Source organism: Brevibacterium sp. BDJS002 (genome assembly GCF_028201555.1).
Lineage (GTDB): Bacteria > Actinomycetota > Actinomycetes > Actinomycetales > Brevibacteriaceae > Brevibacterium > Brevibacterium aurantiacum.
Genome location: NZ_CP116392.1, coordinates 1869821 through 1890392 on the forward strand (window position 1 = coordinate 1869821; position 20572 = coordinate 1890392).

General features: G+C 64.1%; 20 protein-coding genes and 1 pseudogene. 11 read left to right on the forward strand and 10 right to left on the reverse strand.

The window, feature by feature from the left end:
* Nucleotides 1-18: 18 nt before the first annotated feature.
* Complete coding sequence (locus tag PGC08_RS08735) at nucleotides 19-1302, forward strand: citrate synthase (RefSeq protein ID WP_009881704.1); 1284 nt, start codon at nucleotides 19-21, stop codon at nucleotides 1300-1302.
* Between the two features lie 329 nt (nucleotides 1303-1631).
* Here the strand turns inward: PGC08_RS08735 and dapD are convergent, their stop codons facing one another.
* Nucleotides 1632-2576 (reverse strand): 2,3,4,5-tetrahydropyridine-2,6-dicarboxylate N-succinyltransferase, encoded by a 945-nt coding sequence (gene dapD, locus PGC08_RS08740; RefSeq protein ID WP_009881705.1) that lies wholly within the window; start codon nucleotides 2574-2576, stop codon nucleotides 1632-1634.
* Between the two features lie 43 nt (nucleotides 2577-2619).
* Between dapD and dapE the strand changes: the two genes are divergently transcribed.
* The 6 genes from dapE to PGC08_RS08770 all read left to right on the forward strand — a co-directional run bounded on the left by dapE (nucleotide 2620) and on the right by PGC08_RS08770 (nucleotide 7299).
* Nucleotides 2620-3786: a succinyl-diaminopimelate desuccinylase gene (gene dapE / locus PGC08_RS08745; protein ID WP_271709977.1), complete on the forward strand. Its 1167-nt coding sequence runs from the start codon at nucleotides 2620-2622 to the stop codon at nucleotides 3784-3786.
* A 5-nt stretch (nucleotides 3787-3791) separates the two neighbouring features.
* On the forward strand, nucleotides 3792-4568 hold the full coding sequence (locus tag PGC08_RS08750) for a TIGR00730 family Rossman fold protein (protein WP_271709978.1): 777 nt from the start codon (nucleotides 3792-3794) through the stop codon (nucleotides 4566-4568).
* A complete protein-coding gene (folP, locus tag PGC08_RS08755) occupies nucleotides 4565-5464 on the forward strand; it encodes a dihydropteroate synthase (protein ID WP_009881708.1) in 900 nt (299 codons plus the stop codon). The genes PGC08_RS08750 and folP overlap by 4 nt, the downstream gene beginning before the upstream one ends.
* Nucleotides 5465-5495: 31 nt before the next feature.
* Nucleotides 5496-5765: a DivIVA domain-containing protein gene (locus tag PGC08_RS08760; protein ID WP_069600003.1), complete on the forward strand. Its 270-nt coding sequence runs from the start codon at nucleotides 5496-5498 to the stop codon at nucleotides 5763-5765.
* Nucleotides 5762-6997, forward strand: coding sequence for a hypothetical protein (locus PGC08_RS08765; RefSeq protein WP_096146860.1), 1236 nt, complete (start codon nucleotides 5762-5764; stop codon nucleotides 6995-6997). Before PGC08_RS08760 ends, PGC08_RS08765 begins: the two co-directional genes overlap by 4 nt.
* Nucleotides 6998-7128: 131 nt before the next feature.
* Nucleotides 7129-7299 carry a DUF3117 domain-containing protein gene (locus PGC08_RS08770; protein WP_009881711.1) on the forward strand — a complete coding sequence of 57 codons (171 nt, stop codon included), beginning with the start codon at nucleotides 7129-7131 and terminating at the stop codon, nucleotides 7297-7299.
* Nucleotides 7300-7462: 163 nt separating this feature from the next.
* On the opposite strand, the gene PGC08_RS08775 is transcribed toward PGC08_RS08770, so the two are convergent.
* Both PGC08_RS08775 and PGC08_RS08780 read right to left on the reverse strand, forming a co-directional pair.
* Nucleotides 7463-8101 (reverse strand): O-methyltransferase, encoded by a 639-nt coding sequence (locus PGC08_RS08775; RefSeq protein ID WP_069601330.1) that lies wholly within the window; start codon nucleotides 8099-8101, stop codon nucleotides 7463-7465.
* A gap of 36 nt (nucleotides 8102-8137) precedes the next feature.
* Entirely contained in the window at nucleotides 8138-8470 is a 333-nt protein-coding gene (locus PGC08_RS08780) for an MGMT family protein (protein ID WP_226829486.1), read from the reverse strand.
* Between the two features lie 66 nt (nucleotides 8471-8536).
* Between PGC08_RS08780 and PGC08_RS08785 the strand changes: the two genes are divergently transcribed.
* The gene (locus PGC08_RS08785) at nucleotides 8537-9010 is read left to right on the forward strand and encodes a twin-arginine translocase TatA/TatE family subunit (RefSeq protein WP_096158655.1); all 474 of its coding nucleotides are present in this window, start codon (nucleotides 8537-8539) and stop codon (nucleotides 9008-9010) included.
* A 47-nt stretch (nucleotides 9011-9057) separates the two neighbouring features.
* Here PGC08_RS08785 and PGC08_RS08790 read toward each other — a convergent pair whose 3' ends face one another.
* The 3 genes from PGC08_RS08790 to PGC08_RS08800 are packed head-to-tail and all read right to left on the reverse strand — an operon-like array spanning nucleotide 9058 to nucleotide 12036.
* Nucleotides 9058-10182 (reverse strand): Mrp/NBP35 family ATP-binding protein, encoded by a 1125-nt coding sequence (locus PGC08_RS08790; RefSeq protein WP_009881715.1) that lies wholly within the window; start codon nucleotides 10180-10182, stop codon nucleotides 9058-9060.
* A gap of 43 nt (nucleotides 10183-10225) precedes the next feature.
* Nucleotides 10226-10759: a DUF1003 domain-containing protein gene (locus PGC08_RS08795; protein WP_271709979.1), complete on the reverse strand. Its 534-nt coding sequence runs from the start codon at nucleotides 10757-10759 to the stop codon at nucleotides 10226-10228.
* A 2-nt stretch (nucleotides 10760-10761) separates the two neighbouring features.
* Nucleotides 10762-12036 (reverse strand): magnesium transporter MgtE N-terminal domain-containing protein, encoded by a 1275-nt coding sequence (locus tag PGC08_RS08800; RefSeq protein ID WP_009881717.1) that lies wholly within the window; start codon nucleotides 12034-12036, stop codon nucleotides 10762-10764.
* A gap of 191 nt (nucleotides 12037-12227) precedes the next feature.
* Here PGC08_RS08800 and PGC08_RS08805 point away from each other — a divergent pair, with 191 nt between their 5' ends.
* Nucleotides 12228-14156, forward strand: coding sequence for a calcineurin-like phosphoesterase family protein (locus tag PGC08_RS08805; RefSeq protein ID WP_271709980.1), 1929 nt, complete (start codon nucleotides 12228-12230; stop codon nucleotides 14154-14156).
* 107 nt (nucleotides 14157-14263) lie between these two features.
* Here the strand turns inward: PGC08_RS08805 and PGC08_RS08810 are convergent, their stop codons facing one another.
* Entirely contained in the window at nucleotides 14264-15340 is a 1077-nt protein-coding gene (locus tag PGC08_RS08810; RefSeq protein WP_271709981.1) for a P1 family peptidase, read from the reverse strand.
* A pseudogene (locus PGC08_RS08815) lies at nucleotides 15337-16850 on the reverse strand (aminopeptidase P family protein). The gene PGC08_RS08810 and the pseudogene PGC08_RS08815 overlap by 4 nt, the downstream one beginning before the upstream one ends.
* Before the next feature lie 79 nt (nucleotides 16851-16929).
* Between PGC08_RS08815 and PGC08_RS08820 the strand changes: the two are divergent.
* Nucleotides 16930-17787, forward strand: coding sequence for a PHP domain-containing protein (locus tag PGC08_RS08820; RefSeq protein ID WP_009881721.1), 858 nt, complete (start codon nucleotides 16930-16932; stop codon nucleotides 17785-17787).
* 260 nt (nucleotides 17788-18047) lie between these two features.
* Here the strand turns inward: PGC08_RS08820 and PGC08_RS08825 are convergent, their stop codons facing one another.
* Nucleotides 18048-19517: a DEAD/DEAH box helicase gene (locus PGC08_RS08825; RefSeq protein ID WP_271709982.1), complete on the reverse strand. Its 1470-nt coding sequence runs from the start codon at nucleotides 19515-19517 to the stop codon at nucleotides 18048-18050.
* A gap of 61 nt (nucleotides 19518-19578) precedes the next feature.
* On the opposite strand from PGC08_RS08825, the gene PGC08_RS08830 reads away from it, so the two are divergent.
* Nucleotides 19579-20211, forward strand: a complete 633-nt coding sequence (locus tag PGC08_RS08830; protein WP_009881724.1) for a ferritin-like fold-containing protein — start codon at nucleotides 19579-19581, stop codon at nucleotides 20209-20211.
* 126 nt (nucleotides 20212-20337) lie between these two features.
* On the opposite strand, the gene PGC08_RS08835 is transcribed toward PGC08_RS08830, so the two are convergent.
* A complete protein-coding gene (locus PGC08_RS08835; RefSeq protein WP_009881725.1) occupies nucleotides 20338-20559 on the reverse strand; it encodes a DUF3107 domain-containing protein in 222 nt (73 codons plus the stop codon).
* Between the last annotated feature and the right edge of the window lie 13 nt (nucleotides 20560-20572).

The window sequence follows — 20572 nt, forward strand, 5'->3', positions numbered from 1 at the left end:
CAAAGCTGAGGAGAACATATGCCATCGGATGCGAGTCTGCAGGTCGGGGACACGGAGCTGACGCTGCCCGAGGTGGCATCCTCAGCGGGCAACAACGGATATCGCATCGGTTCGCTGCTGAAAGACACTGGCGCGGTCACCTATGATCCAGGTTTCGCCAATACTGCTTCAAGCTCCTCGTCGATCACCTACATCGACGGTGACGCAGGTGTTCTGCAGTATCGCGGCTATCCCATCGAACAGCTCGCCGAGCATTCCAACTTCGTCGAAGTCAGCTACCTCCTCATTCATGGTGAACTTCCGACACAGGAACAGTACGACGCGTTCGACGGTCGACTGCGCGGACACACCATCGTCCACGAAGACCTGCGTCGCTTCTTCCGCGCCTTCCCCTACGATGCGCACCCGATGCCCATGGTGGCAGCCGCGGTCGCCGCTTTGTCGACTTTCTACCAAGATGACCTCGATGTCTTTGACGAAGGTCAGGTCGACACCTCGACGTTCCGTCTGCTCGCGAAGATGCCGACGATCGCTGCACTGGCCCACCGCAAGAACATGGGTCTGCCGGTCATCCACCCGGACAACTCCCTGAGCCTCGTGGAGAACTTCCTGCGCGTGAACTTCGGAGTGCCGGCAGAGGACTACGAGCCCGATCCGCTGGCCGTCAAAGCCATGGACCAGCTCTTCATCCTCCACGCCGACCACGAGCAGAACTGCTCGACCTCGACGGTTCGTCTCGTCGGCTCGTCACAGGCCAACCTGTTCCAGTCGATCTCGGCCGGCGTCAACGCTCTGGCCGGCCCGCTGCACGGTGGCGCCAACTCTGCTGTGCTGACGATGCTCGAGGAGATCTCGGCTTCTGACGACGGACCCGAGAAGTTCATGGAACGCGTGAAGAACAAGGAAGACGGCGTTCGTCTCATGGGCTTCGGACACCGCGTGTACAAGAACTACGACCCGCGTGCGAAGATCATCAAGAAGACCGCTGATGAGGTCCTGGCACGCTCCGGCGGTGACCCGCTGCTTGAGGTGGCTCAGAAGCTCGAAGAGATCGCTCTGGCCGATGATTACTTCGTCGAGCGCAAGCTCTACCCGAACGTGGACTTCTACACCGGTCTGATCTACAAGGCCCTCGGATTTCCCACCAACATGTTCACGGTGCTCTTCGCCGTCGGCCGTCTGCCGGGCTGGATCGCACAGTGGCGCGAGATGATCAACGATCCCGAGACCAAGATCGGCCGTCCGCGCCAGATCTACACGGGTGCCTACTCCCGCGACTACAAGGAAATGAACGAGCGCTGATCGCATCCGCGATCGCGCGGCTGGTCTCAACCAGTATCGCGACTCGTAATGCATACCGCGACTCTTAACCGGCACCGCCGTTCGCAATAGGCACCGCCGGTCATATACGCCCTACACTCAGCACCGCTTCACCCCTTTGGGAGAAGGTGGTTTGCAGCCGAGTGTAGGGCGTATTGTCATGTCTGCTCGAGCCGCACGCTCACGACGACAGCGCGGGGCTGACGTACGACACACGCTCACCACGGGTTGAGGCACGACGTAAGACTGGCCGAGACAGCACGAGGGCGCGCCCACTTTCGTGGACGCGCCCGAGTTGATGTTGCTGTTGCTCAGTGCAGGTCGGGGTTGAGCTCGATTCCCTTGGACGTGCGTGAGATCGCCTCGACGGCTCCGGTGACGGAGTTGCGGCGGAACAGGATGTTGTTCTGGCCGCTGAGTTCGGAGGCCTTGACGACCGACTCGTCTTCACCGGGAACGGTGACGCGAGTTCCGGCCGTGATGTAGAGACCAGCTTCGACGATGCAGTCATCGCCGATGGAGATACCCACACCGGAGTTGGCGCCCAGCAGGCTGCCGTTGCCGATCGAGATGCGGTGTGTACCGCCGCCGGAGAGCGTGCCCATGATGGAGGCACCGCCGCCGATGTCGGAGCCGTCGCCGACGACGACACCCTGGGAGATGCGTCCCTCGACCATGGCCGAGCCCAATGTGCCGGCGTTGAAGTTGACGAAGCCCTCATGCATGACGGTCGTCCCCGCAGCCAGGTGTGCGCCGAGGCGAACACGGTCCGCATCGGCGATACGCACACCGGAGGGGATGACGAAGTCGGTCATGCGCGGGAACTTGTCGAGTCCGTAGACGGCGACGGGGCCTTTGGCCATCAGCTTCGCGCGGGTGGCTTCGAAATCCTCCGGCGAGCAGGCGCCAGCGGAGGTCCACACGATATTCGCGAGGTGACCGAAGATGCCGTCGAGGTTGACGTCGTTGGGAACGACCACACGGTGGGAGAGCGCGTGCAGGCGCAGGTAGGCATCGGCTGCCGAAGCGGGACCGGCGTCGAGGTCGATGGTGGTGGTGACGACCTCGGTCCGGGTGCCCCGAGCCTCGTCGGCGGACACGAGGGCATCGAGCCCGTCAGCGTCCGCGCGGGAGGCGGCGGCCGCCTCGGCGGCTTCGAAGGAATCGGCCGTGCTCAGGGTGGGGTACCAGGCGGTGAGGACGGAGTCGTTGTGCAGGGTGGCCAGGCCACGTGCGGAAACTATGCGTTCTGTCATGCCTCCAAGACTAGTCGGTGGCGGCAGTACTAGGCTAAGCGGTATGACTGTTGATCCATCTGCTGAGACCGAATCCTGTTTCGCCCCCACCGGTGACCTGTCCGAATACCTGTTTGCGGCCCTCGGTGACCCGGCCGAACTCACCGGTCGCCTGTGCGCCGTCGAATCCGTCTCAGGCAATGAGACAACCATCACCGACGCCGTCGCAACAGTGCTCGAGCGCATCGGGGCAGGCCCTGGCCCGGACCTGGAGATCCTGCGCGACGGAGACACTCTCGTGGCCCGCACCCACCTGGGACGAGCCGAGCGCATCGTCGTGGCCGGCCACTTGGACACGGTTCCAGTCGAGGACAACCTGCCGCCTCGGCGCACCCACATGGATGGTGAGAACTACACCGATGACGAGGTCATCTGGGGCAGGGGTGCCTGCGATATGAAGGCCGGAGTCGCGATGGCACTGGTCACCGCCGCGGCCCTGCGCGAACCTACGCGCGACGTCAGCTGGGTCTTCTACGACCACGAGGAGGTCGACGCCTCCCTCAACGGTCTCGGCCGCGTCTCCCGCAACCACCCCGACTGGCTGGGAGGGGACTTCGCGATCCTCGGTGAACCCTCGAACGCCTCGGTCGAGGGCGGCTGCAACGGCACCATCAGGGTCAACGTCTCGACGACCGGAGTTCGCGCCCACTCGGCACGCGCATTCATGGGAGTCAATGCCATCCACGCCGCAGCAGAGGTGCTCCAGCGCCTGGCCGACCATGAGACCGGGACCGTGAACGTCGACGGACTCGACTACCGTGAATCGCTGTCGGCAGTGTCGATCAGCGGGGGAGTCGCCGGCAACGTCGTGCCCGATGCCTGCACAGTGGCCGTGAACTACCGGTTCGCACCGAGCAAGTCCGCCGCCGAGGCCGAGGGCTTCCTCCGCGAGTTCTTCACCGGCTTCGACGTCGTCGTCACCGACGCAGCCGAAGGGGCACGGCCCGGCCTTGATCGCGCCATCGCTCAGGACTTCATCGACACGCTTGGGCTCTCACCGGCACCGAAGCTGGGTTGGACCGATGTTTCGAGGTTCAGCGCACTCGGTGTCCCGGCGGTGAACTTCGGACCCGGCAATCCTCTCTACGCCCACAAGTCGGATGAGCATGTGTCGGTCACCGAGGTCGACGAGGCCACCCGGACACTGCACGCCTACCTCGAAGGCCGCTGAGACCGATGACCGACCATGACTCAACCGCCGAGGTTCCAGCTTCGGCTGAGGACAATGTCTACAGCCAGGGTCCGCTGCGCCTGCGCGGATCACAGGTGCCGGAGACGACCGCAGACCAGAGCCTGCTCGATTCTCGCGGACCCTCGGACTGGACACACGAAGATCCGTGGCGGGTGCTGCGGATCCAGGGCGAGTTCGTCGAAGGCTTCGACTCCTTGGCGAAGATCGGTCCTGCCGTGTCGATCTTCGGCTCCGCCCGACTGAACGCGGACACACAGGGATATCAGGACGCGCGGGAGATCTCACGGCGCATCGCTGCCGCCGGCAACGCAATCATCACCGGCGGCGGACCGGGCATCATGGAAGCTGGCAACCTGGGGGCCAGAGAGGCCGGGGGAGTCTCGATCGGCCTCGGCATCGAACTGCCCTTCGAATCCGGTCTCAACGACCACGTCGAACTCGGTGTGAACTTCCGCTACTTCTTCGTGCGCAAGACGATGTTCCTCAAATACTCCCGCGGCTTCGTCGTCATGCCCGGCGGCTTCGGCACCCTCGACGAACTCTTCGAAGCCTTCACCATGGTCCAGACCGGCAAGGTCACCTCGTTCCCGATCGTGCTCTTCGGCACCGCCTACTGGCAGGGCCTGATCGACTGGATGACGACGACTCTCCTGGCCGAGGGCACCATCAGCGACAAAGACCTGAACCTGTTCACCCTCACCGATGACATCGATGAAGTCGTCGACATCATCGGGACCGCGATCAAGGGAGAACAGCAGTGAGGGACACAGCCGAGCCCAGCCCCCACCTCGGCGGCTTTCAACTGGCACAGGCCCGGTCCGGCGGCCCAGCCATCATGGCCGTGATCAACCGGACCACGGATTCGTTCTACGAATCGGCGGCCACTGCCGAGGAAGCCATCGCAGCCGTCGAAGGCGCCGTGCAGAACGGGGCGCACATCGTCGACATCGGAGGCGTGAGGGCCGGCCGCGGGCGGGAGATCTCCAGCGCCGAGGAGATCGACCGTGTCTGCCCAGTCATCGAGGCCGTCGCGCACAGCCACCCCGACGTGCTCATCAGCGTCGACACCTGGCGCCACGAAGTCGCCCAGGCCGCCTGCACCGCGGGTGCGGGCCTGCTCAATGACACCTGGGCCGGAGTCGATCCCGAACTGGCCTCCGTGGCGGCGAAGAACGACGTGGGCATCGTCTGCTCACACACGGGCGGACTGGCCCCACGCACCGACGCCCACCGCAACCGGTACGGGCTGAGCGCCGGCGAGGTCGTCGAACGGACCCTGGACGGAGTGATCGGACTGGCCGAAGCCGCCCTGGACGCTGGAGTCGCCGCTGAGAAGATCATCATCGATCCGACACCGGACTTCGGAAAGAACACCTACCAGTCGCTGCGCCTGCTGCGGGAGCTCGAGACCTTCACCGACACCGGATTCCGGGTGCTGCTGGCGATCTCGCGGAAGGACTTCGTCGGCGAGGCCATCGGTGACGTGGCACCGGGGGAGCGTCTCAACGGAACGATCGCGGCCACCGCGCTTGCGGTGGCGAAGGGGGCTGCGATGATCCGCACCCACGACGTTCGCGCCACCGCTGACGCCATCGCGGTGACGCTGGCGATCACCGGTGACGCAGCTCCCAAACACACCGTGCGCGGCCTGCGCTGAGCAGATGCGCTCACTGTGAGAAAATGACGTTATGCCATTGTGGATTGTGATCGGAGTGGCCGCAGCGATCTTCGTGCTCGTGATCGTGCTGGCGGCGACGTTCAACGTCTTCTCCGCCGAGTCCGCTGAGGAGACTGAGGCCGACTGGCAGCCCCTGCCGCAGGACTTCACACCTGAGGATCTCGAGGGGCTCTCGTTCCGCCCCGCCCTGCGCGGCTACCGCATGGAGGACGTCGACAGCGCGGTGACAGCTCTGCGCACCCGAATCACCGAGCTGGAAGCCGCACGCGAGCAGCAATGAGCAAAGCCCACGACCTGCCCGGAATCACACTCGCTCCCGAAGTCTTCAGCTCCTCCAGGCTGTCGCGCCTGAGCACCCTGTTCCTCACCCTGCCGGTGTGGGTGCAGGCCATCGCGGTCTACTTCGTCTCACGAGTCGTGAGCATCTCGATCTTCGCCGCCGTCCTCAAACGCCAGGATCCGGCGAACTGGTCCTCCAGCCCGGTGACCACCACACTCAACGACTTCCTCAACTTCTGGGACGGCGGCTGGTACGGCCGGGTGGCGAAGGAGGGCTACCCGAACATCCTGCCGATCGATGAGACCGGCGCGGTGGCCGAGAACCAATGGGCGTTTTATCCGCTGCATCCGGCGATCGTCGGCAACCTCTCGAGCGTGACCGGACTGAGCTACGAAGTGATCTCACCGATCGTGTCGACACTCGCAGCGGGCCTCGCCGCCATCGTCATCCTGGTGCTGTTTCGCAGATACGTCGACCCCGGCCAGGCCCTGACCGGTCTGGCCCTCGTCATGTTCTTTCCCCCGGCGGCCATCTTCTCCACCGGGTACGCGGAGTCGCTGACGCTGCTGCTGCAGGCCACAGCGCTCCTCCTCGTCGTCGAACGCCGCTATCTCAGTGCGATTCCCGTCGTGTTCCTCATGGATCTCTCGCGCCCCATCGGCGTGGCCTTCGCCTTCTTCATGCTGCTGCACCTCATCGACCGCTTCATGCGTCGCAGGCACGACCCCTATCCCACCGCCGAGGTGGTGCGGTCCTGGACCTTGGGTGTGCTCTCGTGCGTCGCGGCATTGGTCCATCCCATCCACGCCTGGTTGTCGACGGGGTCGATGACCGCGTATACGGACACCGAAGCGGCCTGGCACACCGGTGAGTCGACGTATGTGGTGCAGTGGTTGGCTCAGGCCAACAGCCTCATCGGTCCGCTGGGTCCGGTGCTCCTGTTCGTCGTCATCGCAGGAATGCTGGCTCTCATCTTCTCCCCGGCGGGCGCCAAGATGGGCAGAACTCTGCAGTACTTCTGTCTGGCCTACGGCGTGTACCTGCTCATCTTCTTCACTCCGCAGACGTCGACCCTGCGGCTGCTCCTGCCGCTGTTCCCGATGGCGCTGACATTGGCTCTCGTGCGCTCTCGCGGGTACAGGGCGGCTGTTCTGTGCGCGTTCATCCTGCTCCAGATCGTCTGGGTCGCCTACCTGTGGCACTTCACCCCACCGGCGGATCTGCCGCCCTGATGATGAGGTCCAGATGTCAGAATTCGGTCGGGTTACCCGTGGGTGACCGGATCGTGGAATAATCGGTCGTATAACATTCGGTCCATCGAGCGTGAACCGTTTTTGCATAATCAACGGAAGGAAGAGCCCACATGGCAGCCCAGAAACCCCGCACCGGCGACGGACCTCTGGAAGTGACCAAGGAAGGTCGAGGCATGGTGATGCGGCTTCCTGTCGAGGGCGGAGGCCGTCTGGTGATCGAACTCAGCAGAGACGAAGCCACAGATCTGCATGACACCCTGGCCGAGACTTTGGGCCAGTGATCGACACGGCACACTCCTTCAGCTGAGCAGTCAGCGCGGCTGAACGAACAGCAGAGACTTCGCAGAGTCTCTGCTGTTTTTGCATTCAAATGTCATTGCATTCAGCGCCGCTGTCGACGCAGCAGCCAGGGTTTCCTGGTTTTCTACGGTGTCGTCGGCCTGTTCAGCGACGAGTCTTCTGGATCATGAGCAGACCCTGGCCGATGGGCAGCAGGACGCGTTCGAGGCGGTCCTGTTCGGCCAGACGGTTGAGCAGGCCACGTGCCGCCTGGGTGCGCGGCGAACGGTCAACGGGATCGGCCACCCCGCCCTTGAGCAATGTCTGGTGGATGACGAGGAGTCCGTTGGCATCGAGAAGCCGGAGCGCGGGCTCGATCATGCGTTCGAGGTTCGTGGGCTCCGAGTCGAGGAAGACCATGTCGTAGGCACCTGGCGCCAGACGCAGCAGGACATCCTCGGCACGCCCGCTCATCAGACGCAGACGGCTGTGCCTGATGCCTGCCATGTCGATGAGATCACGAGCCGCAGCCTGAGCCGTGGAGTTCGTATCGATCGAGGTCAGGATCCCTGCATTGGGCATTCCCCGCAGCAGAGCCAACGTCGAGGTGCCGGCACCGGTGCCGACTTCGACCGCGGCAACCGGGGTGAGCAGCCGGGCGAGAAGGGTCAGCGTCGACGCCGTAGTCTGCGACACCGGGGCCAAACCGTTCTCGTGGGAGAGGGCTCGCGCGGCATCCAACAAGGGGTCGGGCCCGTTGTACTGTTCGGCGAAGGTGAGATCACCTGGATTCTCGCGTGACAATCGACCCTCCCTTTCGGCTGACATGTGGACTTCAGTCTAACTGCATGCGGGGTCGATTCCGTGGGTGCGCCACAGCTGCGCGAGATCATCGATGTCAACGAAGGCCGACTTGGAGACCTTCTCATGCGTGTGCGCGGTGGACTCGTGCTCCCAGTGCTCACGCGCGGTGGGCAGCAGAGCCTCCGGCAGCACTCCAGCGGCGTTGACCACCCTCCACCAGGTGACGTTCGAGCCGAACTCCTTCATCACGCGTCCGACGTAGCGCGCCGAGCAGGAGGCGACCAGTCCGACGGTGCCATAGGCGACGACGCGGCCCTCTGGCACGAGCTCGACGATGCGCAGGACTCGTTCCACGACCACTTCATCCATCTGCTCCACTCCATCCTGTGCTGACCGTGAGTCGAGCATACTTCTGTGCACGGTAGACTTGTTTCCATGTTGGGTATCAACGGCACCGAGATGTTGATCCTGGTGGTAGTGGCTCTTGTCGTCATCGGGCCCAAACGCCTGCCCGAATACGCGCAGAAGCTGCGTGACCTCGTGCGACAGATGCGTCGGATGGCTGAGGGAGCCAAGGACAGCGTGCGCCGCGACTTCGGCGATGACTTCAATGACGTCGATTGGCAGAAGCTGGATCCACGTCAGTACGACCCCCGGCGGATCGTGCGCGAGGCTCTCGTCGAGGAGGACTCAGCGATCCGCGAGTCCAAGCTTCGGGAATCATCGGCTGCCTCGAGTGACACACCCGCCCAGTCGCTCGATTCAGGGTCCGCAGGCAGCGAAGGTGACGCGGATTCCACGCCGAGGGAGCCCCGTACCAAGACCCTGTCGCCGATCGAGCGATTCCAGGCTCAGTCCGCTCTGCGCGACCGTTCAGCCACTGCACCCTTCGACACCGAAGCCACCTGATCTCAAGCAGGCGAATCTGATCCCAAACAGGCGGATCAGACCAGACTTCAGACCGGGCTGAGACCCAAGGATCGTCCCGACAGGCCGCGTGAGCGATGGGACAGAGTCGACGCCAACGAGGCGAATTCGCGTGCTGCGGGGGAGTCGGGGGAGCCCAACACCACCGGCAGTCCGGAATCCGAGCCTTCGCGGACCTGCGTGTCGAGTGGCACCTGGCCCAGCAGCTTGACCTCGGAACCGATCGTCTCCGAGAGGTTTGCGGCCACCTGGGCGCCGCCTCCTGAACCGAAGACCTCCATCCGAGTGCCGTCGGGCATCTCCATCCATGACATGTTCTCGATCACTCCGGCCAGGCGCTGATCTGTCTGGGTGGCGATCGATCCCGCGCGCTCGGCGACCTGTGCGGCCGCCTGCTGCGGTGTTGTGATGACGAGAAGCTCTGACCCTGGGAGCAGCTGCGCTACGGAGATCGCAATGTCACCGGTGCCCGGAGGAAGGTCGAGGAGAAGGACGTCGAGGTCGCCCCAGAAGACGTCGGTGAGGAACTGCTGGAGGGCGCGGTGGAGCATGGGTCCCCGCCAGACGACAGCCTGGTTCGGCGGCACGAACATGCCGATGCTCATGACCTTCACGTTGTGAGCGACCTGCGGGATGATCATGTCGTCGACCCGGGTCGGTTTGCCGGAGAGGCCGAGCATTGCTGGAATCGAGAAGCCGTAGATGTCCGCGTCGACGACGCCTACGCGCAGTCCGCTCTGAGCCAGGGAGACGGCGAGGTTCGCGGTGATCGATGACTTGCCGACTCCGCCCTTGCCCGAGGCGATGGCGTAGACCTTCGTCAGTGAGTCGGGCTTGTTGAACGGAACCTCGCGGCTGGTGCCCGGGCCCTGGAGCTTCTCGCGCATCGCGGTGCGCTGCTCTGGAGTCATGGTCCCGAGGATCACGGACACATCGGTGACACCGTCGACCTGCGAGACCGCTGCCGTGGTGTCTTTGGTGATCGTGTCCTTGAGCGGACAGCCGGAGATGGTGAGCAGGACGGTGACGGTGACTTTCCCGCCCTCGATGCTGACGGACTCGACCATGTCGAGTTCGACGATGCTGCGGCGGATCTCCGGATCGATGACACCTGTCAGAGCTTCCCTGACTGCGTCCTCGGATGGCCCACTCATGTGCTCACGTCCTTTCACTTCCCGCTCGGTCTTCGCGGGACCTTCAGCCTACCTGTTCGTCGTCGGACCGGTCACTTCGGACCGGGTCTCTGACGGGCTCCTTCGCGTCCTCTTCGAGCTCCTTGAGCAGGTCTCGGAGTTCGGAGCGGATGAAGTCTCGGGTCGCCACCTCGCGCATGGCGATGCGCAGTGCCGCGACCTCGCGTGCCAGGTATTCGGTGTCGGCGAGGTTGCGCTCGGCCCGCTGCCTGTCGTGTTCGAACTCGACACGGTCACGGTCGGTGCTGCGGTTCTCCGCCAACAGAATCAGCGGGGCGGCGTAGGAGGCCTGCAGCGACAGGATCAGCGTCAGCAGAGTGAAGTTCAACGACCGAGGATCGAACTGCCAGGCCTCGGGGAGGAGCGTGTTCCAAATCAACCAGACAGCACAGAACACGGTCATCCCCACAAGGAACGCGGGAGTGCCCATGAACCGGGCGAAGCCTTCGGCTCCGCGTCCGAAGGTCTCCGGGGACATCGCAATGTTCGGCAGCCTGCGTCTGCTCGAACGGGGAACGTCGAAATCTTCAGCAGCCACAGCTATCCCCTCCTATGGTCATCGCGACCGGTGACTCGCCAGTCATCGGGCAGCAGCTCATCGAGGACGTCATCGACGGTGACCACCCCGATGAGGCGGTCGTTCTCGTCGGTGATCGGCACCGACACCAGATTGTACGCCGCGAGCAGCTTCGTGACCTCGCCCAGCGGTGAGTCCGGTGGCAGCGCCTCGACCTCCGTGTCGAGCATGATGCCGACGGCCTCGTGCGGGGGATGGCGCAGCATCTCCTGAATGTGGACGATCCCCAGGTACTTTCCCGTCGGCGTCTCGACCGGCTGCCGACAGACGAAGACCGCAGCCGCCAGCGCCGCGGGAAGATCCTCTCTGCGGACGTGGGCGAGCGCCTCGGCGACGGTCGTCTCCGGGGTCAGGATGACGGGTTCCGTGGTCATCAGACCACCGGCGGTGTCGTCGTCGTAGGACAGCAGGGTGCGCACATCCTCGGCGTCGTCAGGTTCCATGAGTGCGAGGAACCGTTCTGCCTGCTCATCGCTGAGCTCGCCGAGGAGGTCGGCCGCGTCATCGGGTTCCATCTCCTCCAGCACCGTCACCGCACGTTCGGTGTCGAGGGCGGAGAGGAGCTCAACCTGTGTCTCATCGGGCAGTTCCTCGATGACGTCGGCCAGTCGTTCGTCGTCGAGGGCGCGGGCGACCTGGAGTCGACGTTCGGGCTTCATCTCGAACAGGACGTCGGCGAGGTCGGCGGGTTTCGTGTCTTGGTACGCGGCAATGAGCTGCGTGGCCTCCTGATCGACGTTTGAGTCGGCCGGGTGCTCGGTGTCGGTCCAGGAGATCTGCATGGTCTCACCACGCCGGCGGAAGGCGGAGAAGGCACTGCGTTCCTGGACTCTGCGCACGAAGAGCCGGGTGACCTCCCAGTCCTTGTTCACCTGCTGTTCGATGCCGACGTCTTCGATCTGGATGGGGGAGTCGTCCTCGCGCAGCCGCAGGCGCCGGTCGAGGAGGTCGTTGACCACCAGCGTCTCCGAGTGGCGCTGTTCGAAGCGGCGCATGTTCACCAGTCCGGTGGTGATGACCTGCCCCGAGTCGATGGAGGTCACACGTCCCATCGGCACGAAGACTCGTCGTCTGCCCGGAACCTCGACGACGAGGCCGATGACGCGGGGGAACTGCCGCATGGTCGCGCGGTAGACGATGACGGCGTCTCGCACACGTCCGACCTGATCTCCAAGAGGGTCGAAGACGGGGACGGCGATGAGACGCGCGACGAAGACTCTTTTCGGTGGACCACTCATGCTCTCAAGCCTACGGGGTCAGCACCATCGGATGCGCGAAGCGCGGCTGTGCGAGCGGCTGTCGGCGGTCGCCATGAGCCCATCACTCTCCGTTCACCAAGCTGTCTTGTCGCATCCATTCAGGATTCTCTCAGGCTCCCTAGGGTCTTTTCTCGGCAGAACTTCCCACTACCGAACACAAGGAGACTTCAATGTCGGAACGACGATTTCGTCCGAACGTGGTGACAGGACTCAGCGCATGTGCCGCCCTCGCCCTGATGGCACCGCTGGTGGGCGCAAGCTCTGCAGCTGCAGCAGATGCTCCCGCCGAACTCTATGAGGGCCACGTGCAGGTGGACCGTGGACAGGCCGATGACCCGGAGACTCTGAAGGGTCAGGTCTTCGATGACGTCAACGAGAACTCGAAGCTCGACGGAGACGAGACGGGCATTGCCGACGTCGCCGTGACCAACGGCGTCGACGTCGTGCAGACCGACGGCAAGGGCTCCTACGAGCTGCCCGTTCGTGACAACATGACGGTCTCCATCACCCAGCCCTCCGGCTGGCAGGTCCCGGTGGATTCGGACAACTTCGCGCAGTTCAGCTACAACCATCTGCCGAAGGGGTCACCACAGCTCAAGTTCGGTGGAATCAAGCCGACAGGGGACACCCCGAAGGCCGTGAACTTCCCGATGATCGAATCCTCGGCCACCGCCTCGGCGAAGCAGGACTGCGCGATCGCCTCCGACACCCAGGCCTATGACAAGACCGAAATGGGCTACGCCCGTGACGGCGCTGTCGGCGACCTCGCCGATCGCAATGACTACAATGGCTGCGGCGTGCTCCTGCTTGGAGACAACGTGGGCGATGACCTCAGCCTCAACGACGAGCTCCGCGACGTCTACTCGCAGATGAACGGACCGGTTCGGGCCGCTCCCGGCAACCACGACCAGGACTACGACTCCCCGGATGACGAACACGCGCTCGATACCTTCCGCGATGACTTCGGACCCGGCCACTTCTCCTACGATGTCGGCAAGACTCACTTCGTCGTCCTCGACAGCATCGAGTACTCGGGCAACGCATCGACGAAGAAGTACAAGGAGAAGATCGGTGAAGAGCAGCTCGAATGGCTTGAGAACGATCTCAAGAATGTGGCGAAGAACGACCACGTCGTCATCGCGACCCACGTACCGATCGTCACTCACAAACAGGTCGTCGCCGAGGACGCCAAGGAGTTCTACGACGTCATCTCCGACTACCCGAACGCGGTGACCGTCGGCGGTCACACGCACACGCAGGAGAACCTCGTGGCCGGTGAACAGCGCAAGGAATGGGCCGACGAGGGCATCGACACGCTCCCCAACACCCAGATCGTCGCCGGAGCCGTCTCAGGTGACTGGTACTCCGGCGGACTAAACGCCGACGGGCTGCCCTACTCCTTCACCGGTGATGCATCCGAACCCGGCGTCCAAACCCTCGAATTCGACGGTTCCGAACGCAGCGAACGCTACACGGTCCGCAACGAGTCCGATGACCATCAGCTGCTGCTGGGCGTGAACTCGCCCGAATGGCGCGATTGGGCGCAGGAGGCACAGGACTGGCAGGATGCCGACAAGGCAGGCGAAGAGCCGGAGGCGATCTCTGAGCGCGTCGTGACTCGCGATGACCTCAAACAGGGCGACACCTGGCTGACTTCGAGCTTCCTCGCAGGCACATCGGACGCTCGAGTCGAGGTCAGCTTCGACGGGAAGTCGAGCAAGCTCGCCGAGCACACTCAGCCAGGCAAGGGCGAGTCGCTGGCGAAGGGCTGGGAGTACACCGATCCGTACACGGCCTCGCAGAACCTGCGGACCTCGGGCAGCGTCGGACAGTCCAGCTCGCACCTGTGGCGAGCCGAGATGCCGTCCGATCTCGACCTCGGCACGCACAGTGCCGAAGTCACCGGCACGGACCGCTACGGCCGTGAGTTCACGGAGACCGTCCGCTTCACCGTTGTCGAGGACGAGGCCGCTGCGGCTCAGACCTCGAAGAAGCAGCTGGCGAAGGACGGTTTCAGCACTCAGCAGGAGAAGAAGGTCGACGCAGACGACCGTAAGGGACTCGACTCGGAAGAGGCTCGCCAGGCGGACTCGAACTGATCGAATCCCCTGAGGGAGGCTGCTGATTCTGAGCGAGGCTGTTGAAGCAGATTCGCATAGGAAAGGGGCGGGCGCCGGCATCAATGATGTCGGTGCCCGCCCCAGTCTCAGTCCTGTGCGGCGAAGGTCTCCACGAAATCGGGAGCGACATCGCTGAGAGTCGGTGGTTGACCCCACGAGTCCTCCACCGGAGCGGCAGCGACATGAGCATCGATGACGGCCAGGCTCAGGGCATCGGCAGCAGCTGCGGTGATCGCGACCTGGTCGAGTGTCGAGGCCGCGAAGTCCTCCGGCAGGCTCACATCACCGGTGGCGACGGCAAAGACCGTGTCACCGTCGAAGAGCGTATGCGAGGGGTGAATCGCCCGCGCGATTCCGGCATGGGCACCGGAGGCCATACGCGTGACCTGCGCCGGGTTCAGGGCCGCGTCCGTGGCGACGATGGCGATGGTCGTGTTCTTCGCCGAGGTGGCCTCGGCCGTGGACTCGGGAGTGGCCGGCAGATGACCGATCCGCGGCAGATCGAATCCATAGGAGTCCAGGAGCGGGCCCGCCCACAGGTTGCCGTCGGGCGTCCCGATCGTGCCCAGCGGGTTGGCCACCACCAGAGCGGCAACGGTGTAGCCGCCGGGCAGACGGATCGCGATCGACCCCGTGGAGCTGCGCATGGTCTGCTGTCCCGAACGTGCACCCAGACCCGCGCCGAGGCTGCCCCTGACGCCGGGTGCCTGTGCCCTATCGTGTGCTGAGCGAAGGGCTGCCCGTGCCGCGGCCTCACCGTCGACATCCGTAGGAGGACGCGCGGTCCCGTCGCCTCGGCCGAGGTCGAAGATCGCGGCGGCGGGGACGAGTGGAATGACGGTGTCGGCAAGTCCAGGAGCAGGGAAACCGCGCCCCGCCTCGGCGAGGGCGCGCACCACACCGCTGACCGACTGCAGACCCAATGCGGATCCACCGGTGACGACGATCGCATCGGCACCATAGGAATGGGTGCCGGGGGCGATGACATCGGTCTCATGAGTGGCCGGACCGCCACCACGGACGTCCACCCCGACGTGCGCACCGGGTGGTGGCAGGACGGCGGTGACGCCGGTCAACCGGTCCGGGCCGAACTCGCCGGCGTGGCCCAGCGTGATTCCCGGGATCTCGAGGATGCCCCGGCCCCGGAACGGCCCAGGGGTCATCGTCCCTGGACCCAGGCCTCGACCTCGGCGCGGGTGCGCGGGAATCCTGCCGAAAGGTTCTCGACTCCGTCGGCGGTGACGAGGACGTCGTCTTCGATGCGCACACCGTTGCCGCGGAATTCCTCGGGCAGGAGCAGATCGTCGGTCTTGAAGTACAGGCCAGGTTCGATCGTGAAGACCATGCCAGGTTCGATCGCCGCATCCAAGTACATCTCGGCACGTGCCTGAGCACAGTCGTGGACGTCCAAGCCCAGGTGGTGACTGGTCCCGTGCACCATCCAGCGCCGGTGATGCTGACCCTCCGGTGACAGCGACTGGGCTGCAGAGACCGGCAGGATGCCGAATTCCTCGAGGCGGGCGCGATGACCTCCATCGCGGCTTCGTGGACCTCGCGGAACTTCACCTCACGGTTGGCATGGTCAGCGGCGACGGCGAAGGCCGCATCCGATGCGTCGAGGACGGCATCATAGATCTTCGCCTGAACGTCGGTGAACGTGCCTGAGACCGGGAGTGTGCGGGTGATATCGGCCGTGTAGAGCGAATCGGCTTCTGCCCCGGCATCGACGAGGACGAGGTCGCCCTCGCGCACCGCACCGTCATTGCGGATCCAGTGCAGGGTGCAGGCATGGTTGCCCGCGGCCGCAATCGTGTCGTAGCCGATGCCGTTGCCCTCGGAGCGGGCGGCGGTTTCAAAGGCGGTCTCGATGATGCGTTCACCGCGTCGATGAGTCACTGCGGTGGGCAGGGCGGCGACGACGTTGTCGAAGCCGGTGCGGGTGATGGCGACGGCTTCGCGCAGGGCGGCGACCTCGTGTTCGTCCTTGATCAGTCGCAGCTCGGACAGCAGCTGGGCCAGCTCGGCATCTCCGGCCTCCGAGGTCTCAAGATCGGCCTGCACCTGAGTGCGGGCGACATCGATGAGGGAGTCGATGCGGACATCGGCCTGGCGGACCAGACGCACTGAGATCGCGCCGAGGTCCTTGGTGATCGCGTCGTCGACCGTCGCGGCGCTTTCGGTGGTGATGCCGGTCATCGTCGACATCGCTTCGAGATCGGCGCGGGGACCGACCCAGTATTCGCCGTACCTGGAATCGGAGAAGAACTCGACGGTATCCGAACCCGCGCGGGGCCGGAAATACAGAGTCACAGTGTGAGCATCGTCCTCCGGCTCGAAGACGAGAACGGCGTCCGGCTCGGAATCGGCTTCGAGGCCGGTCAGGTGGATGAACGCCGAATGAGCGCGGAAACGGTAGTCGGTGTCGTTGGACCGGACCTTGTGGCCCCCGGCGGGGATGACGAGTCGTTCTCCGGGGAAGGCGGCGGAGACCTGCGCCCGGCGTGCTGGTGTGAATCCGGCTGCGGCCAGAGCCTGGGCATCGAGTGGTGTACGGTCCCATCCCTCGGCGACGAAATCACGAAATGCCTGGGAGTTGGGGCGATGGGAACGGTTGTTGACTCGATCGTCGAGGGCCTGGGTCTGCTCGGTGCTGTCTTCATTCTGGGCTGTCATGTTCCCATTCTAGGCACTGCTCACGGTGATTGCCGGGACGAGGACGAGCATCCTGTGTGACTGCGGATAGACTGGGTACATGGTCATAGATCTCCATGTGCACACTGCGTTCTCGGACGGGACTCAAACCCCGTCCGAACTCTTATCCGAAGCGTCGATGGAAGGCATCGACGTACTCGGCGTCACGGACCACGACACCACTGCCGGATGGGCCCCAGCGGAAGCAGCCGCACGGGTCTACGGCCTGGGTCTGGTCCGGGGGATGGAGATCTCGTGTCGGCACGAGGGAATCAGCGTGCACCTGCTGTCCTACCTGCATGACCCCTATGACACCGGTTTGGCCGCGGTCGTCGAAGAGACTCGTCGGGCCCGGCTCGATCGCACGCACCTCATCATCGACCGCCTCGCTGAGGACTACCCCGTGGACATGGACGCGGTCCTTGCCGTCTCCGGCGAAGATGCGACGATCGGCCGACCCCATATCGCTGATGCCCTGGTTGCTGCGGGCATCGTCGAATCGCGCACCGAAGCCTTCGGCTCCATCCTGTCCAGCCACGGCAAATACCATGTGAGCCTGCCGACGATCGATCCGATCACGGCCATCGCGCTGATCCGCGAAGCCGGGGGAGTCTCGGTCTTCGCCCACCCTCGCGCCGCGATGCGCGGACTTGTCGTGCCCGACACGGCGATGGCGGATTTCATCGCGGCCGGACTCGACGGACTCGAAGTCGATCACCGCGACAATCCGCAGAGCGAACGCGAGATCATGCGCAGGCTTGCCCACGACCATGATCTGATCATCACCGGTTCGAGTGACTACCACGGCACAGGAAAGCCCAACCGGCTGGGCGAGCACGTGACGACGAGTCACATGTTCGCGAAGCTGCTTGACCGCGCGAACTCCCGACCCGGGGGAGTCGACTTCATCCAGGGGTGAATCGCGGTCGCTGAGCCCGGGTACGGGTGCGGGGCGCTGTCTTTTGGACTCAGCCTCTTGGCCTCAGCCGAGGATGAAGATGTCCGACCAGGCGAAGAGCGGCACGAAATCGGCATCCGCCCGTTCACCGCGTCCGATGAGGACTCCACCGGAATGTCCGACCATGACCGTGAGCCCGGCCAGCACACGCAAGATGAACGAACGGCCCCGACCAGAGGTGGTCGAGGCCGTTCGTTTGAGTCCGGTGGTGGGCTGTTGCCCTATTCTGCGGAGTTCTGGCGGTCGTTGGGGGCAGTCGAGGTGCGCCCCACCGGCTTGCCGCCGCGGGTGCGACGACGTTCCCGGCTGCGTCGCGGCTTCCGAAGTGCGTCATCACCTGATGATGACCCGCCGCGGCCCGAGGATCCGCCTCGGCGCTGTTCGGATTTCTTCGGACCCGCATGGTCGTCCGACTCCTCGGTCTGCTGCCTGCGCAGACGCCCCTTCGTCCCCTTCGGAATGGAGAGATCGGCGAAGAAGTGAGGTGAGGTCGAGTAGGTCTCCGCGGGCTCATCATGGTCAAGACCGAGAGCCTTGTTGATGAGGCGCCACCGAGGCATGTCATCCCAGTCCACGAGCGTCACGGCGATGCCCGTGTTGCCGGCACGCCCGGTGCGGCCGATGCGGTGGACGTAGGTCTTCTCGTCGTCGGGGCACTGGTAGTTGACGACGTGGGTGACATCGTCGATGTCGATTCCGCGTGCGGCAACGTCGGTGGCGACGAGGACGTCGACCTGGCCCTCGCGGAAGGACTTCAGGGCCTTCTCCCGCTGCGCCTGACCGAGGTCTCCGTGCAGAGGTTTGACCTGGAAGCCGCGGTCGCCGAGTTCGGCGGCGAGCTTGTCTGCGGTGCGCTTGGTGCGAGTGAAGATGATGGTGCGCCCGCGTCCCTCGGCCTGCAGCATGCGGGCGACGAGTTCGCTCTTGTCCATCGAATGTGCACGGTAGACCAACTGTTCCGTGTTCTTGCCCAACAGAGACAGGTCTTCGTTGTCGTGGGCACGGATGTGGGTGGGTCGGCTCATGTAACGGCGAGCCAGGGTGATGACCGCACCGGGCATGGTGGCGGAGAAGAGCATGGTCTGACGGTGTGCGGGCACCGCGTTGATGATCTTCTCAACGTCGGGCAGGAACCCGAGGTCGAGCATCTCATCGGCCTCATCGAGGACGACCGTGCGGACCTTGTGCAGTCGCAGAACCTTGCGCCCGTACAGGTCGAGGAGGCGACCCGGAGTGCCGACGACGACATCGACGCCGGACTTGAGCTTCTTGATCTGCGGGTCGAAGTCCATGCCGCCGTAGATGGTCATGATGTCGATGTCACGCTGCGTGGAGGCGGTGACGAGATCAGCGGCGACCTGCTTGGCCAGCTCACGAGTCGGTACGACGACCAGGGCCTGGGGAAGGCGTGTCTCGGTGCTGTCGGACACGAACTCCGGAGTATTCTCAGGATCAGCTGGTGCGGCACCATCTTCGTTCTTGCCCACGACACGCTGCAGGAGGGGAATGCCGAAGCCCAGAGTCTTTCCCGTTCCGGTCTTCGCCTGGCCGATGATGTCTGCTCCGGACAGTGCCACGGGCAGCGTCATCGCCTGGATCGGGAAGGGGTGGGTGATGCCCTTGGCAGCCAGTGCGGCCACGATCGGTCCAGCGACTCCCAGTTCTGCGAAATCAGGTTCTGTCTCCGCCATGTTTCAAACTCCTTTTAGCGCCTTCGCGCTCGTCATGGTCGTGAACCGGTACTCTTGAGTTATGCCCGATTCTGCCCCATTGGCCGGTAATAATGCTGCTACGCTCGCGCTTCTGGCGTTCGGCGAGCTGACCGCTTTCGAACGAATGGCCACCAACGCGACCACCGCTGTGCACATGGACGATAAAGTCACTTTGGCGCGGTTGGCCTCTCTGTCCTTTGCGAACTTCGAAGAGCTCTCGCAGCACATCAGTCGATTGGGCCAGGATGCGGTCGAGCTCTGTCAGCATTTCGAGCCGACCTTCACCGTGCTGGCTGAACGGACTCGTCCTCGTGACTGGCACGAAAGCCTCATGAAAGGATTCGTCTTCGACGGAATCATGAATGACTTCTACCGCACGGCCGTGGATGAGCTCAGCGAGCCCGGATACAGCCTGGCAATTACAATTCTTGATGATACACGTGCGACCGATTATGTGCGCAATCGCCTGACAGCCGACGTCGCCGCGGACACTCAGCTGGCCTCTCGTCTGGCGCTGTGGGGACGCAAGCTCGTGGCCGAAACTCTGGGTCGCGGACGCAACCTCCTCACCGACCCCTTCCTCGGCATCGATGAGGAAAGAGTGGTGGCCTCGATACCGGCAGTGACGGCCAATCATTCGAAACGGATGTCGGCACTGGGGCTTGTCGCCTGAGAGCGCCCGTCAACGTTGCGTGAATAGGTTCAGGGTCCGGTGATGTACCGGACCCTGAACCTATTCACGGGGAATTTACCGAGGTTCGGTGTTCACCCCCATGCGATGGTGCGTACTGTCGGTCCTTCAGGCTCCGAAGCCGACGCGGCGGGCAGCCTCGGTGCCGATCTCGACATAGGCGAGTGCGGCCGCAGGAACGAATACCTGGCGTCCCTTCAGGTCCGTGAAGGACAGCAGCGAATCGGCCTTGACGGATTCTTCGATGCGCGCGGCGAGATCCTTGGGTGTCTCGTCGGATTCCATGACGATCTCTCGCGGTGACTGCTTGACGCCGATCTTGATTTCCATTGTGCTCCTTGTG